General features: G+C 68.9%; 14 protein-coding genes. 12 read left to right on the forward strand and 2 right to left on the reverse strand.

Annotation, left to right across the window (positions count from 1 at the left end):
* Window positions 1–76 precede the first annotated feature (76 nt).
* The 5 genes from WIX39_RS06925 (at window position 77) to WIX39_RS06945 (ending at window position 4,807) form a co-directional block, all read left to right on the forward strand.
* Window positions 77–1,015, forward strand: coding sequence for a hydroxymethylglutaryl-CoA lyase (locus WIX39_RS06925; protein ID WP_409194732.1), 939 nt, complete (start codon window positions 77–79; stop codon window positions 1,013–1,015).
* Window positions 1,008–2,198, forward strand: coding sequence for a CaiB/BaiF CoA transferase family protein (locus WIX39_RS06930; RefSeq protein ID WP_409194733.1), 1,191 nt, complete (start codon window positions 1,008–1,010; stop codon window positions 2,196–2,198). The genes WIX39_RS06925 and WIX39_RS06930 overlap by 8 nt, the downstream gene beginning before the upstream one ends.
* A gap of 4 nt (window positions 2,199–2,202) precedes the next feature.
* Window positions 2,203–3,183 carry a Bug family tripartite tricarboxylate transporter substrate binding protein gene (locus WIX39_RS06935; RefSeq protein ID WP_409194734.1) on the forward strand — a complete coding sequence of 327 codons (981 nt, stop codon included), beginning with the start codon at window positions 2,203–2,205 and terminating at the stop codon, window positions 3,181–3,183.
* 43 nt (window positions 3,184–3,226) lie between these two features.
* Window positions 3,227–4,153, forward strand: coding sequence for a LysR family transcriptional regulator (locus WIX39_RS06940; protein WP_081270063.1), 927 nt, complete (start codon window positions 3,227–3,229; stop codon window positions 4,151–4,153).
* Window positions 4,154–4,354: 201 nt separating this feature from the next.
* Window positions 4,355–4,807: a DUF2214 family protein gene (locus WIX39_RS06945; RefSeq protein WP_081270062.1), complete on the forward strand. Its 453-nt coding sequence runs from the start codon at window positions 4,355–4,357 to the stop codon at window positions 4,805–4,807.
* Between the two features lie 57 nt (window positions 4,808–4,864).
* Here the strand turns inward: WIX39_RS06945 and WIX39_RS06950 are convergent, their stop codons facing one another.
* Window positions 4,865–5,197: a hypothetical protein gene (locus WIX39_RS06950; protein ID WP_106935952.1), complete on the reverse strand. Its 333-nt coding sequence runs from the start codon at window positions 5,195–5,197 to the stop codon at window positions 4,865–4,867.
* 130 nt (window positions 5,198–5,327) lie between these two features.
* Here WIX39_RS06950 and argS point away from each other — a divergent pair, with 130 nt between their 5' ends.
* The 7 genes from argS to WIX39_RS06985 all read left to right on the forward strand — a co-directional run bounded on the left by argS (window position 5,328) and on the right by WIX39_RS06985 (window position 13,458).
* On the forward strand, window positions 5,328–7,013 hold the full coding sequence (gene argS, locus WIX39_RS06955; protein WP_285411493.1) for an arginine--tRNA ligase: 1,686 nt from the start codon (window positions 5,328–5,330) through the stop codon (window positions 7,011–7,013).
* Between the two features lie 11 nt (window positions 7,014–7,024).
* Window positions 7,025–7,795: an SPOR domain-containing protein gene (locus WIX39_RS06960; RefSeq protein WP_409194735.1), complete on the forward strand. Its 771-nt coding sequence runs from the start codon at window positions 7,025–7,027 to the stop codon at window positions 7,793–7,795.
* Window positions 7,796–7,944: 149 nt separating this feature from the next.
* Window positions 7,945–8,592, forward strand: a complete 648-nt coding sequence (locus WIX39_RS06965) for a thiol:disulfide interchange protein DsbA/DsbL (protein WP_106935950.1) — start codon at window positions 7,945–7,947, stop codon at window positions 8,590–8,592.
* Window positions 8,593–8,716: 124 nt separating this feature from the next.
* The gene (lptA, locus tag WIX39_RS06970; RefSeq protein WP_106935949.1) at window positions 8,717–9,427 is read left to right on the forward strand and encodes a lipopolysaccharide transport periplasmic protein LptA; all 711 of its coding nucleotides are present in this window, start codon (window positions 8,717–8,719) and stop codon (window positions 9,425–9,427) included.
* Window positions 9,424–10,218 carry an LPS export ABC transporter ATP-binding protein gene (gene lptB, locus WIX39_RS06975; RefSeq protein ID WP_106935948.1) on the forward strand — a complete coding sequence of 265 codons (795 nt, stop codon included), beginning with the start codon at window positions 9,424–9,426 and terminating at the stop codon, window positions 10,216–10,218. The genes lptA and lptB overlap by 4 nt, the downstream gene beginning before the upstream one ends.
* A 20-nt stretch (window positions 10,219–10,238) precedes the next feature.
* Entirely contained in the window at window positions 10,239–11,846 is a 1,608-nt protein-coding gene (locus WIX39_RS06980; protein WP_106935947.1) for an RNA polymerase factor sigma-54, read from the forward strand.
* 10 nt (window positions 11,847–11,856) lie between these two features.
* Window positions 11,857–13,458, forward strand: a complete 1,602-nt coding sequence (locus WIX39_RS06985; RefSeq protein ID WP_106935946.1) for a phospholipase D family protein — start codon at window positions 11,857–11,859, stop codon at window positions 13,456–13,458.
* A gap of 28 nt (window positions 13,459–13,486) precedes the next feature.
* Here the strand turns inward: WIX39_RS06985 and WIX39_RS06990 are convergent, their stop codons facing one another.
* Window positions 13,487–14,131: a LysE family translocator gene (locus WIX39_RS06990; protein WP_106935945.1), complete on the reverse strand. Its 645-nt coding sequence runs from the start codon at window positions 14,129–14,131 to the stop codon at window positions 13,487–13,489.
* Window positions 14,132–14,146: the final 15 nt, after the last annotated feature.

Below are 14,146 nucleotides of genomic sequence, written 5' to 3' on the forward strand. Positions count from 1 at the left end.
GGTCTAATTCTGTTTAACGGAATATAGTTCTATAAGACAGAACGGTCAAGAGATTCCAGCACGGGAGACAGATCCGATGACACCCCCAGACGTCCTCATCAGCGAGGTCGGCCCGCGCGACGGCCTGCAGTCGGTCAAGGCCACCATGCCCACCGACAGCAAGCTGCGCTGGATCGACGCGCTCTACGCCGCCGGCGTGCGCGAGATCGAGGTCGCTTCCTTCGTGCCCGCGAAGCTGCTGCCGCAGATGGCCGACGCCGCCGAGGTGGTGCGCCATGCCATCACGCTGCCCGGGCTGGTGGTGATGGCGCTGGTGCCCAACCGCAAGGGCGCGCAGGCCGCGCTGGAGGCCGGCGTGCACAAGCTCACCATGCCGGTGTCTGCGAGCGTGGCGCATTCGCTGGCCAACGTGCGCAAGACGCCGACGGAAATGGTGGAAGAAGTGCGCGCCATCTCCGAGCTGCGCAACGCCATCGCGCCGCGCGTGAAGCTGGAGGCGGGCATCTCCACCGCCTTCGGCTGCACCCTGCAGGGCCTGGTGCCGGAAGACGACGTGATCCGCCTGGCCGCGCAATGCATCGAGGCCGGCGCGGACGAATCGGGCCTGTCCGACACCGTCGGCTATGCCAACCCCGCGCAAGTGCGCCGGCTGTTCAGGCGGCTGCGCGCGGAGATCGGCGTGCACGCGGGCGCCGCCCACATGCACAACACGCGCGGCCTGGGCATCGCCAACTGCCTGGCGGCGTGGGACGAGGGCGTGCGCACCTTCGACGCTTCGCTCGGCGGCCTGGGCGGCTGCCCCTATGCGCCGGGCGCCTCGGGCAATGCCGTCACCGAAGACCTCGTCTTCATGTTCGAGGCCATGGGCGTGCGCACCGGCATCGACATCCAGAAACTCATCGCGGCGCGCGCGCCGCTCATGGCCGGCCTGCCGGGCGAGCCGGTCTACGGCATGACGCCGGAAGCCGGATTGCCCAAGGGCTTCGTCCAGGAACACAACGCACAACATGTCTGAAGCCAATCCCCTGCCGTACGCCGGCGTTCGCGTCGTCGAGTTCACCCACATGGTCATGGGCCCGACCTGCGGGCTGCTGCTGGCCGACCTCGGCGCCGAGGTCATCAAGGTCGAGCCCATCGAGGGCGACAACACGCGCCGCCTGCTGGGCTCCGGCGCGGGTTTCTTCCCGACCTTCAACCGCAACAAGAAGAGCATCGCGCTCGACCTGAAGAAGCCCGAGGGCGTGGAGGCCGCGTTGCGCCTGATCGCCACCGCCGACATCGTCAGCGAGAACTTCAAGCCCGGCACCATGAAGAAGCTGGGGCTGGACTACGACACGCTGGCCAGGCTCAACCCGCGCCTCATCTACGTGAGCCACAAGGGCTTCTTGCCCGGCCCCTACGACCACCGCACCGCGCTCGACGAGGTGGTGCAGATGATGGGCGGCCTGGCCTACATGACCGGCCGCGCCGGCGACCCGCTGCGCGCCGGCACCAGCGTGAACGACATCATGGGCGGCATGTTCGGCGCCATCGGCGCGATGGCCGCGCTGCGCCAGCGCGAGCTCACCGACAAGGGCTGCGAGGTGCAGTCGGCGCTGTTCGAGAACAACGTGTTCCTGGTGGCGCAGCACATGATGCAGTTCGCCGCCACCGGCAAGGCGGCCGACCCGATGCCCAGCCGCATCTCGGCCTGGGCGGTGTACGACGTGTTCACCGTGAAAGACGGCGAGCAGATCTTCCTGGCGGCGGTGAGCGACAAGCAGTGGGCCATCTTCTGCAAGGCCTTCGGCCTGGAGGACATGCTGGCCGATCCGCGCCTGAAGACCAACAACGACCGCGTGCTGGCGCGCGACTGGATGATGCCCATCCTGCGCTCGCACCTGGCGCACCGCAGCGCCGCCGAGCTGGCCGCCGTGTTCGAGCGCAACGAGCTGCCCTTCGCGCCCATCACCAAGCCGCAGGCGCTGTTCGACGACCCTCACCTCAACGCCACCGGCGGCCTCGCGCCGGTGCGCATGAACGACGGCAGCACGGCCAAGGTGCCGCTGATGCCGTTCACGCTGGACGGCGAACGCCCCGGCATCCGGCTGCAGCCGCCGCACATCGGCGAACACAGCCGCGAACTCCTCAAAGAAGTGGGCTACAGCGACGAACAGATCGCCGCGCTCGCAAAACACAACATCACCCTCGGAGACTGACCCCATGCAATCGATCACACGGCGCGCTCTGCTCGCCTGCGCCGCGGCCGCGGCATGCCTGAGCGCCGCACCCGCCCTCGCCGACACGGCCTGGCCCGACAAGCCGGTGCGCCTCGTCGTGCCCTACACGCCCGGCGGCGCCACCGACATCGTGGCGCGGCTGATCGCGCAGAAGGTCATGGACGACACCAAGTGGACCTTCATCGTCGACAACCGCGCGGGCGGCAACGGCAACATCGGCATGGACGTGGTGGCCAAGGCCAAGCCCGACGGCTACACCATCGGCCTGGGCCAGACCGCCAACCTCGCGATCAACCCGACGCTGTTCCCCAAGATGCCCTACGACGCGCTGAAGGACCTGGTGCCGGTGGCCGTGGTGGCCTCGCAGCCGGTGGTGCTGGTGGTGCGCACGGAGGCGCCGTACAAGTCGCTGGCCGAACTGGTCGCGGCCGCCAAGGCCAGGCCGGGCGAGATCAAGCAGGCGCTCGCGGGCACCGGCACGCTGGGCCACATGGCCGGCGAGGTGCTCGCCAAGCGCGCCGGCTTCAAGGTGCTCAACGTGCCCTACAAGGGCGCCGCGCCCGCCATCACCGACCTGCTCGGCGGGCAGACCGACTACATGTTCGCCACGCCGCAGGGCGCGCTCTCGATGGTCAAGGGCGGCAAGCTGCGCGCGCTGGCCGTCACCTCGGCCAAGCGCCTGCCGGTGATGCCCGACGTGCCGACGGTGGGCGAGAGCTACCAGGGCTTCGAGGCGGTGGACTGGAAAGCCATCGTCGTGCCCGCCGGCACGCCCGCCGACATCGTGAAGAAGCTCAACGCCGCCATCGGCAAGGCGCTGGCCAGGCCGGCGACCATCTCGCAGCTGCTGGCCGAAGGCAGCACGCCCGGCGGCGGAAGCCCGGAGCAGGCGGCGCAGTACATCAAGGCCGAACATGCGCGCTGGGGCGCGGCGGTGCGCGAGGCGGGCGTGCGGCCCGAATAAGGCCGCTTCCTTCGCGGGGCGGGGGGATATAGTTCCGCCCGCCATGGACCGCCTCAAGCAGCTCGAATCCTTCGTTTCCGTCGCGACCCGGGGCGGCCTCACCGCCGCGGCCAAGGCCGAGGGCGTGGCCCCGGCCATCATGGGCCGCCGGCTCGACGCGCTCGAAGAGCGGCTGGGCGTCAAGCTGCTGGTGCGCACCACGCGCCGCATCACGCTCACGCACGAGGGCAGCGCCTTCCTCGAAGACTGTCAGCGCCTGCTGACCGAGTTCGCCAACGCCGAGGCCAGCGTGAGTGCCGGCGGCGTCAAGGCGAGCGGCCACCTGCGGGTGACGGCGCCGGCCGGCTTCGGCCGACGCCACGTCGCGCCGCTGGTGCCGCGCTTTCATGCGCTGCATCCGGAGGTGACGATTTCGCTGAACCTCAGCGACCGGGTGGTCGACGTCACCGGCGAGAGCTTCGACTGCGCGGTGCGCGTGGGCGACCTGCCCGATTCGTCGCTGGTGAGCGTGCGCTTGGCCGACAACCGCCGCCGCTGCGTCGCCACGCCCGACTTCGTGCGCCGCCACGGCAAGCCGAAGCATCCGGGCGAGCTTTCGCGCTTTGCCTGCCTCACGCTGTCGAGCGACGCCTCGCAGACGCGCGGCTGGGCCTTTCGCGTGACCACCGAGGCCGGCGCCCAGGAGCTGATCCACCTGCGGCCCAGCGGCCCGCTCGATTGCTCCGACGGCCAGGTGCTGCACGACTGGTGCCTGGCCGGCCACGGCATCGCCTGGCGCAGCACCTGGGAGGTAGAGGCCGAGATCGACGCCGGCCTGCTCGTGCCGCTGCTCGACGAATTCGCCGCGCCGCCCAACGGCATCTACGCGGTGTTCGCGGGCGCCAAGCACCTGCCGCTGCGGGTGCGGCTGTGGCTTGATTTCCTCAAGGAGCAATACGGGAACCCGGAATTCTGGGGCGGCAGGGCCTGAGGGCAGGGGTGCGGCGGCACAATCTCTTCACATTTGAAATTCTGTTGACACGCTCCCCACGTTGACAGCGATCGAGGCTCCTTCGCGAAACACCGAGGAACCGGCTTTGCCGGGCCTCAGGTGTTGCCCCCAGCAGGGGGTTGGCGAAGCGACACGAAGTGCGCGCAGCCTGGGGGCGAGCCACATCCTTGAAAGTCACCGATGACGCTCGAAGCCATCCTCGCCTATCTGCACTTGCTCGCCATCCTGACGATGGTCGTGTTCATCTCCAGCGAAGCGGCGCTGTGCCGGGTGCAGTGGCTCAACGCAGCGGTGGTGGAGCGGCTGGCCAAGGTCGACATGGTCTACGGCATCGCGGCCATCGCGGTGCTCGCCACCGGCATCGCGCGCACCTGGTGGGGCATGAAGGGCACGGCCTGGTACTGGACCAACCCGCTGCTGCACGTGAAGCTGGGGCTGTTCATCATCGTCGGCGTGCTTTCGATCTTCCCGACGCTCACCTACTTCCGCTGGCGCAAGACGCTGCGCGCCACCGGCAAGCTGCCGGACGAGCCCGACATCAGGAAGACGCGCAAGCTGGTGATGGTGCAGGCGCACCTGATCGCGCTGATTCCGCTGGTGGCGGTGTTCCTGGCGCGCGGCTTCGGCAAATAGGAAGCCGGGACGAAAAAAAGCCCGCGCGAGGCGGGCTTCTTCAGCGTTGGCGGTGAATCAGCCCTTGGCTGCGTCCGCTTCGCACTTCTTCATGAAGCTGTTCTTGGCGGCGCCGGCCAGGGCCTTGCCGTTCTTGTCCACAGCCTTGGTGGCGCAGGCGGGAGCGGCGGCGGCCTTGGCGTCCTTTTCGCACTTCTTGACGAAGCTGGCCTTGGCGGCGCCGGCCAGGGCCTTGCCGTTCTTGTCGACAGCCTTGGCGTCGCAGCTGGCGCCGGCGGCCGGCGCGGCCATGGCGGCGGGAGCAGCCGCCGGTGCGGCGGCCTTGTCTTGCGCGTAGGCGCCGAAGGAGAGACAGGCGCCCAGGGCTACCAGGGAAAGGAACTTCTTCATGGTGATATGTCCTTGCAAGGTTGGTTGTGACAGTTGCCCCGCCCCGGGGCCGACCATCGTAACGGGCCAGGTTCACGATTGGATGACCATCGTCAACAGCTCCCGGGTTTGCCCCCGGTAAAATTCGCAGATGCTATTGGTCAAACAGGAGCTGCTCGCGGCGCTCGCGAACACGCTCGAATCCCTCTCGCCCGGCGCTGGCTCCAAAGCCGCGTTCGAGTCGCCCAAGGTGGCCGCCCATGGCGATTTCGCCAGCACGGCAGCCATGCAGCTCGCCAAACCGCTAGCGCGCAAGCCGCGCGAGCTGGCCGAACAGCTCAGCGCCGCCTTGCTCGCAACCCCCGCCTTCGGCCAATGGGTCGAGGCCATCGAGATCGCCGGCCCCGGCTTCCTCAACATCCGCCTGAAGACGGCGGCCAAGCAGCAGATCGTGCGCGAGGTGCTGTCGGCCGGCGAAAGCTTCGGCCAGCAGCCCGCCACGGGCGAGAAGGTGCTGGTCGAGTTCGTCTCCGCCAACCCGACCGGCCCGCTGCACGTCGGCCACGGCCGCCAGGCCGCGCTGGGCGACGCCATCTGCAACCTGCGCGCCTCGCAGGGCGAGAGCGTGTGGCGCGAGTACTACTACAACGACGCCGGCGTGCAGATCCAGACGCTGGCCAACAGCACGCAGCTGCGCGCGCGCGGCTTCAAGCCCGGCGACGCCGAATGGCCCAGCGGCGAAAAGGCGCCGGCCTACAACGGCGACTACATCGCCGACATCGCCGAAGACTTCAAGGCCAAGAAGACGGTCAAGTCGGAAGACCGCGAAGTCACCGCCACCGGCGACATCGAGGACATCGACGCCATCCGCGAGTTCGCCGTGGCCTACCTGCGCCGCGAACAGGACCTGGACCTTCAGGCCTTCCGCGTGCACTTCGACCAGTACTACCTGGAGTCGAGCCTCTACACCAGCGGCCGCGTCGAGGCCGCCGTGCAGAAGCTGGTGGCCGCCGGCAAGACCTACGAGCAGGACGGCGCGCTGTGGCTGAAGTCGACCGACTACGGCGACGACAAAGACCGCGTCATGAAGAAGCAGGACGGCACGTACACCTACTTCGTGCCCGACGTGGCGTACCACATCGCCAAGTGGGAACGCGGCTTCCACAAGGTCGTCAACATCCAGGGCACCGACCACCACGGCACCATCGCCCGGGTGCGCGCCGGCCTGCAGGCCGTGGGCGAGGGCATCCCCGAGGGCTACCCCGACTACGTGCTGCACACCATGGTGCGCGTGGTCAAGGGCGGCGAGGAGGTCAAGATCAGCAAGCGCGCCGGCAGCTACGTCACGCTGCGCGACCTGATCGAATGGACCAGCACCGACGCCGTGCGCTTCTTCCTGCTGAGCCGCAAGCCGGACACCGAGTACACCTTCGACGTCGACCTCGCGGTCACCAAGAACAACGACAACCCGGTGTACTACGTGCAGTACGCGCATGCGCGCATCTGCTCGGTGCTGGCGGGCTGGGGCGGCGACCGCGCCACGCTGGCGGGCGTCGACCTGTCGCCGCTGGAAAGCCCGGCGGCCCAGGCGCTGATGCTGCTGCTGGCCAAGTACCCGGCCATGCTCACCGCCGCCGCGCGCGATTTCGCCCCGCACGACGTCACTTTCTACCTGCGCGAGCTGGCCGCCAGCTACCACAGCTACTACGACGCCGAGCGCATCCTGGTGGACGACGAGAAGGTCAAGCTGGCCCGCCTGGCGCTGGTCGCCGCGACCGCGCAGGTGCTGCACAATGGCCTCGCGATTCTCGGCGTCAGTGCGCCGAGCAAGATGTGAACCACCCCACCATGAAGAAGACAACCAGACAACGCGGCAACATCGTCATCGGCCTGATCATCGGGCTGGTGCTCGGCCTGGGCGTCGCGCTGGGCATCGCGGTCTACGTGACCAAGGTGCCGATTCCTTTCGTGACCAAGACGCAGCGCGGCGGCGCCGAGCAGGACGAGGCCGAAGCCCGCAAGAACCGCGACTGGGACCCTAACGCGCCGCTGGCAGGCAAGGCTGGCGCGCCCAAGCCGGCGCCGGCCGCGAGCGGTCCGGTCAACCCCGTCACCGGCGAGCCGGCCGCCACCGCCGTCGCGCCTGCCACCGCGCCGGCGACCACCGCGCCGCCCGTGCCCGTGGTGGTGCCCCCCACTGCCGCCAAGCCGCGCACCGCCCCCGCCCCCGCGCCCGCCGAGGCCAACGCGCTGCCGCCGTCGAACGACCCGCTGGGCGACCTGGCGCGCGCCCGCTCGGGCGGCGGCTCCGGCAGCACGACCACCGCGTCGGCCGCGCCCAGCAGCAACAGCAGCGCCGCCAGCAGCAGCTCGGGCGCCGACCCGTTCATGTACTTCGTGCAGGCCGGCGCCTTCCGCACCACCGACGACGCCGAGGCCCAGCGCGCCAAGCTGTCGCTGATGGGCGTCGAGGCCAAGGTCACCGAGCGCGAGCAGGCGGGCCGCACCGTCTACCGCGTGCGGGCCGGCCCCTTCAACAAGAAGGAAGACGCCGACCGGCTCAAGGAGCGCCTGGACGGCGGCGGTCTCGATTCGGCGCTCGTGCGGGTGCAGCGCTGACGCCGCGGCGATCGATTGCCACCAATAGCCCTTAAGCTTCGCCGCGCGGTATCTGCCGCCACCATTCATCGCCTTGGGCGCGCCGCGGGCGGGGGAACTCCCCGCCGCGTGCCGGCTCAGTCTGCCGTACCAACTGGAGAACCCTTTCAATGAAACGTCGTGACTTTTCGCTGGCCGCCACCTCGCTCGGGCTGCTGTCCCTGGCCGCCAACCCGGCCCATGCCCAGGCGCGTGCGCCCAAGGCCGGCACCGAGTACCTGGTGCTCGACAAGCGCGTGCCCGTCGACGCGCCGGCCGGCAAGGTCGAAGTGGTCGAGTTCTTCTCGTACAACTGTCCCCATTGCAACGACTTCGAGCCGTCGCTCGAAGCCTGGGTCAAGTCGGCACCCAAGGAAGTGGCGTTCCGCCGCATCCCGGTGCCTTTCGTGGGCAACGACGTCGAAGCCAAGCAGCGCCTGTACTACACGCTCGAGGCCATGGGCAAGGTCGACGAATACCAGCCGAAGGTGTTCAACGCGATCCACGCGCAGCGCCAGAACGTGAACGGCGACGCCAACATCATTGCCTGGGCCGCCGCCAACGGCCTCGACGCCGCGAAGTTCAAGGAACTGTTCACCTCGTTCGGCGTGGCCAGCAAGGCCAAGCGGGCTTCGCAGATGACCGATGCCTACAAGGTGGCTGGGGTGCCGGCGATGGCCGTGGCCGGCCGCTGGTACGTGGACGGCGAAACCGCCGGCAGCATGACCAAGGTGCTGCAGGTCGTGAACTACCTCGTGGGCGAAGCCAGGAAGGGCTGACCCGGGCTTTGCGCACCTCGTGGCGCCGCGCCTCATCCCCGGCCCGCTTCGGCGGGCTTTTTCATCTGTGCGTGCGGGTTGTCGCAATCAGCCGCATACAATGCCGAGCAAGTTTCGTGCCTCTATGACATTGCATTCTTACTCCACCACTCCCTTCCTGCGTCGCGTCGGCCGCCTGGCCGCCGCCGCGTTGCTGCTGGCCGGCCTTGCCTCGGGCGCCCTGGCCGAGACCGCCGACCGCAGCAAGCCGATGAACATCGAGTCGGATGCCATGCGCTACGACGACCTCAAGCAGACCAGCGTGTTCACGGGCAACGTGCTGGTAACAAAAGGCACGATCATCATCCGCGGCGCGCGGCTCGATGTCCGCCAGGACGCCGAGGGCTACCAGTACGGCGTGGTCACGGCGGCACCCGGCAAGCGGGCCTATTACAAGCAGAAGCGCAACGCCCCCGACGAGTGGATCGAGGGCGAGTCCGAAGTCATCGAGTACGACAGCCGTGCCGACAACGTCAAGTTCATCCGCAACGCGGAAATGCGCCGCCTGCTCGGTTCCACGCCGAACGACGTGAGCACCGGCGCCCTGATCGTCTACGACCAGAGCAACGACACCTACACGGTCAACGGTTCCACCGTGCCGCCGAACACCGCGGTCAACGCGTCGTCCCCGAGCGGCCGCGTCAAGACCATCCTGACACCCAAGGCCGCCACGGCGCCCGCGCCCGGCGCACCGGCCGGGGCCAAGCCGGCCGCGCCGGCAGCGTCCACGCCCGCGCCCGGCACGGGCCTGCGCTCGACCACCACGCTCGGTGGCGATGGAGAAACCCGCAAGTGATCGAAACCGCTGGAACCCAGGAAGCCAACGGCGCACCGGGCAGTCGCCTGGTGGCGCGCGGCCTGAAGAAGAGCTACGGCAGCCGCACGGTCGTGAAGGACGTCTCGCTCGACGTGCAGAAGGGTGAAGTCGTCGGGCTGCTCGGCCCCAACGGCGCCGGCAAGACCACCTCGTTCTACATGATCGTCGGGCTGGTGCGCGCCGACGCGGGCGAGATCACCATCGACGGCGAGCCCATCGCCCACATGCCCATCCACCGCCGCGCGCGCATGGGCCTGAGCTACCTGCCGCAGGAAGCCTCGATCTTCCGCAAGCTCACGGTGGAGGAAAACGTGCGCGCCGTGCTCGAACTGCAGCACGAGCCCGACGCGAGCGGCAAGCTCGCGCCGCTGTCCAAGCAGCACATGGAAGAGCGCCTGTCCGAACTGCTGGCCGACCTGCGCGTCGACCACCTGCGCGATTCGCCGGCGTTGGCGCTGTCGGGCGGCGAGCGACGCCGCGTCGAGATCGCACGCGCCCTGGCCACCCAGCCGCGCTTCATCCTGCTGGACGAACCCTTCGCCGGCATCGACCCGATCGCCGTCATCGAAATCCAGCGGATCATCAGCTTCCTGAAAGAGCGCGGCATCGGCGTGCTCATCACCGACCACAACGTGCGCGAAACGCTGGGCATCTGCGATCACGCGTTCATCATCAGCGACGGGCATGTGCTGGCACAAGGTACGCCCTCGGAGATCGTCGACAACGCCGAGGTACGCAGGGTGTACCTAGGCGAACACTTCCGTATGTAAGGAAGGGTCGGGTTCTCCACATGAAGCAAGGGCTGTCCCTTCGCGTCTCGCAGCACTTGGCGTTGACGCCCCAGCTGCAGCAGTCGATCAGGCTGCTCCAACTCTCCACGCTCGAACTGAGCCAGGAAGTGGAGCAGATGCTCGACGAGAACCCCTTCCTCGAGCGCACCGCGGAAGAAGCGGCGCGCGAGGAGTTCGGGCTCGACACCGCCGACGCCCCCGCTGCGCGCGATGACGGCAGTGACGGCGGCGACGGCGAGAGCGACTTCACCCCGCCGCCCGCCAGCACCTCCACCGCCTCGACCGAGACCGCCACCACCACCACGGCCGACTCCGACGGCCCCGCCGCCGAGATCGCCGAGCGCGAGCCCGACTGGGAAGGCGACGGCACCGTCGACATGGCGCCCGACGACAGCGAGTGGGGCAGCGACGCTCCCGCGCGCCAGAACAACCTGGGCGACGACGAACGCGCCGACGCCACCGAACTCGCGCGCAGCCAGGAATCGCTGCAGTCGTTCCTGCACCGCCAGGCGCTGAGCCTGCGCCTGAGCGAGAACGACAGCGCCGCGCTGCGCTTCCTGATCGAGTCGCTCAACGACGACGGCTACCTCGAAGACTCCCTGCCTGCGCTGGCCTCGGGCCTGGCCGGCGACGACAACGACCAGTTCGACGACCTGGTGCACCACTTCCAGGTGGCGCTCGGCCTGCTGCAGAGCCTGGAGCCGGTGGGCGTGGGGGCGCGCGACCTCGGCGAATGCCTGAGCATCCAGCTGCGCGCGCTGGCCGCCGAGGACGACGACGAAGACGAAGAGCAGGCACAGGTCTACAAGACCGCGATCGCCATCTGCAAGCAGCCGATGGAACTGCTCGCGCGGCGCGACTTCAAGCGCCTGGCCACGCTCACCCGCAGCAGCGAAGAGCTGGTGCGCTCGGCGCTGCAGGTCATTGCGCGGCTGGAGCCCAAGCCGGGGCGCCGTTTCGTCGACGTCGAGCGCAACATCGTCATTCCCGACGTGATCGTCACCAAGACCGGACGCGGCACCAACGTCAAGTTCCGCGTCATGCTGAATCCCGAGGTCATGCCGCGCCTGCGCGTGCACGACATCTATGCCGGCGCGCTCAAGTCGCACAAGGGCGAGGGCAGCCAGGCGCTGTCGCAGCGGCTGCAGGAGGCGCGCTGGTTCATCAAGAACATCCAGCAGCGCTTCGACACCATCCTGCGCGTGAGCAACGCCATCGTCGAGCGCCAGAAGAGCTACTTCGTGCACGGCGAGCTGGCCATGCGCCCGCTGGTGCTGCGCGAAATTGCGGACGAACTGGGCCTGCACGAATCCACCATCTCGCGCGTGACCACCGCCAAGTACATGGCCACGCCGTTCGGCACGGTCGAGCTGAAGTATTTCTTCGGCTCGGCGCTGGGCACCGAGACCGGCGGCAATGCGTCGAGCACGGCGGTGCGCGCGCTGATCAAGCAGTTCGTGAGCTCCGAGAGCATCAAGAAGCCGCTGTCGGACAGCCAGATCTCCGAGATGCTGAAGGAGCAGGGCATCGAGTGCGCGCGCCGCACCGTGGCCAAGTACCGCGAAGCCTTGCGCATTGCGCCCGCCAACCTGCGCAAGGCCCTGTAGAAAGCCTTCGATGAGCCGTCTCCCGATGTCGCGCTGGGGCCATTGGGTGATCGCTTTGCTGGCCGTGCTGCTGTTCAGCGGCTGCGCCACCCTGCCCGACGAGGCGCCGCGCCCGCCCACCAAGGCCATGGCCGTGTCGCCCGACACCGCGCTCGGCAAGCTCGCGATGGCGGCCCAGCCCGACCCCGACCTGAGCGGCTTTCGCCTGATGCCCGGCGGCGACTTCGCCTTCGCCACCCGCATCGAGCTGGCGCGCCGCGCCCAGCGCACGCTGGACGTGCAGTACTACCAGATCGAGAACGACGAGACCGGCCGCTACCTGCTGCGCACCCTGCGCGACGCCGCCCTGCGCGGCGTGCGCGTGCGGGTGCTCATGGACGACCTCTACACATCGGGCGAAGACGAACTGCTGCTCGGCTTTGCCGCCACGCCGAATGTAGAGCTGCGGCTGTTCAACCCGTTCCCGGCAGGGCGCAGCAGCCTGGTCAGGCGCTTCGCGGCTTCGCTGTTCGACTTCAGCCGCGTGAACCGCCGCATGCACAACAAGCTGTTCATCGCCGACGGCGCGATGGCGGTGGCGGGCGGGCGCAACATCGGCAACCAGTACTTCACGCGCACGGCGGGCGAGAACTTTCTCGACCTCGACACCTTCGTGACCGGCGCGCTCATTCCCCGGCTCGGCAGCCTGTTCGACCAGTACTGGAACAGCACCTATGTGCGCCCCGTGCAGTCGGTGGTGGCGAGCAGCCTTTCGCGCGAGGAGCTGCAGCGCCGCTTCGACGCCGCCACCGGCGCCGACACCACCCCGCCGCCGCCGCCGCCCGCGCCCAACGACCTGCTGGGCTACAGCCCGATCGCCGACGACCTGAACGCCGGCAGGCTGGGCCTGATCTGGACCCTGGCCGAGGCCTATGCCGACTCGCCCGACCGCGTGATCGGCAAGACCGCGTCGTACGGCGGCGTGCCGCTGCTGGACGTCGACAGCGTGCGCTACAACGTGGTCGAGCAGATGCGCCGCGCGCGCGCCGAGGTCACCATCGTCTCGCCCTACCTGATACCGGGCGCCACGGGGCTCGAGGTGATGCGCGAGATCCGCGGGCGCGGCGTGAAGATCAGCGTGGTCACCAATTCGCTGGCAGCCACCGACGAGCCGCTGGTGCACACCGCCTACCGCCGCTACCGGCCCGACATGCTCAAGCTCGGCGCCGACCTGTACGAGCTGAGCTCCACGCGCACCCGGCGCAGCGTGCGGCTGGGGCTTTTCGGCACCACGGTCGGGCGGCTGCATGCGAAGTCGGCGGTGATCGACCGGCGCACGCTGTTCGTGGGTTCGATGAATTTCGATCCGCGCTCGGAATCGCAGAACACCGAGATCGGCCTGATCATCCACAGCCCCGAAATGGCGCAGCAGATGCTCAAGCTGCTCGACGTGCTCAAGCAGCAGGGCGCCTACCGGCTGCGCTTTGCCGAAGGCAACAACGACGGGCGCATCGAATGGGTCAGCGACGATGCCGGCCAGATCACGGTGCTGCACGAGGAGCCCGATTCGGGCTTCTGGGACCGCACCATGCTCGAACTGCTGGCGCCGCTGACGCCCGAGAGCCTGCTCTAGGCCTGCTTCAGGCGCGGCCGGTGCCCGGTCAGTGGCCGCCGCGCAAGGCCGACCAGACCAGCCGCACCCCCAGCAGCCCCATCACGCCGCCGGCCGCGCGGTCGATCCAGGCCTTGTAGCGCAGGTAGGCCGAGCGCGGCGCCGCCGAGGAAAGCGCCAGCGCCACGATGGCGTACCAGCCGGTCTCGATGCAGAAGATCACGGCCGGCACCGCCAGCGCCAGCACCAGCGGCACCTCGCGCGGCAGGAAGGCGGCGAAGATGCTGGCGTAGACCACGGCCGTCTTCGGGTTGCTGACCTGGGTCGCCAGGCCCAGCAGGAAGGTGCGGCCGCCACGCCCCTGCCGGCCGGGGGAGTTACCCACATCGGGTGTCACGGCCAGTGGCTGGCGCGCGCCGCGGCAGATGCGAAAACCCAGGTAGACGAGGTAGGCGCCGCCGAAGCCTTTTATCGCCAGGTAGAGCCCCGGCACCGCCAGGAACGCCGCCTGCAGTCCCGCAAGCGCCGCGATGGCGAAGACCAGTCCGCCAGCCCCCATGCCCAGCGCCGCAGCCAGCCCGTCGCCGCGCGAGACCACGGCCGTGCGCGCCACCATCACGAAACTCGGGCCCGGGCTCATCGCGCCCACCGCCATCGCGCCGGCGATGCCTAGCAAGGAAAGGGTGTTGTCCATCGGGGCTGCCTCTTG

This window comes from Variovorax sp. AB1(2024) (assembly GCF_037482385.2).
Taxonomy (GTDB): domain Bacteria; phylum Pseudomonadota; class Gammaproteobacteria; order Burkholderiales; family Burkholderiaceae_C; genus Variovorax.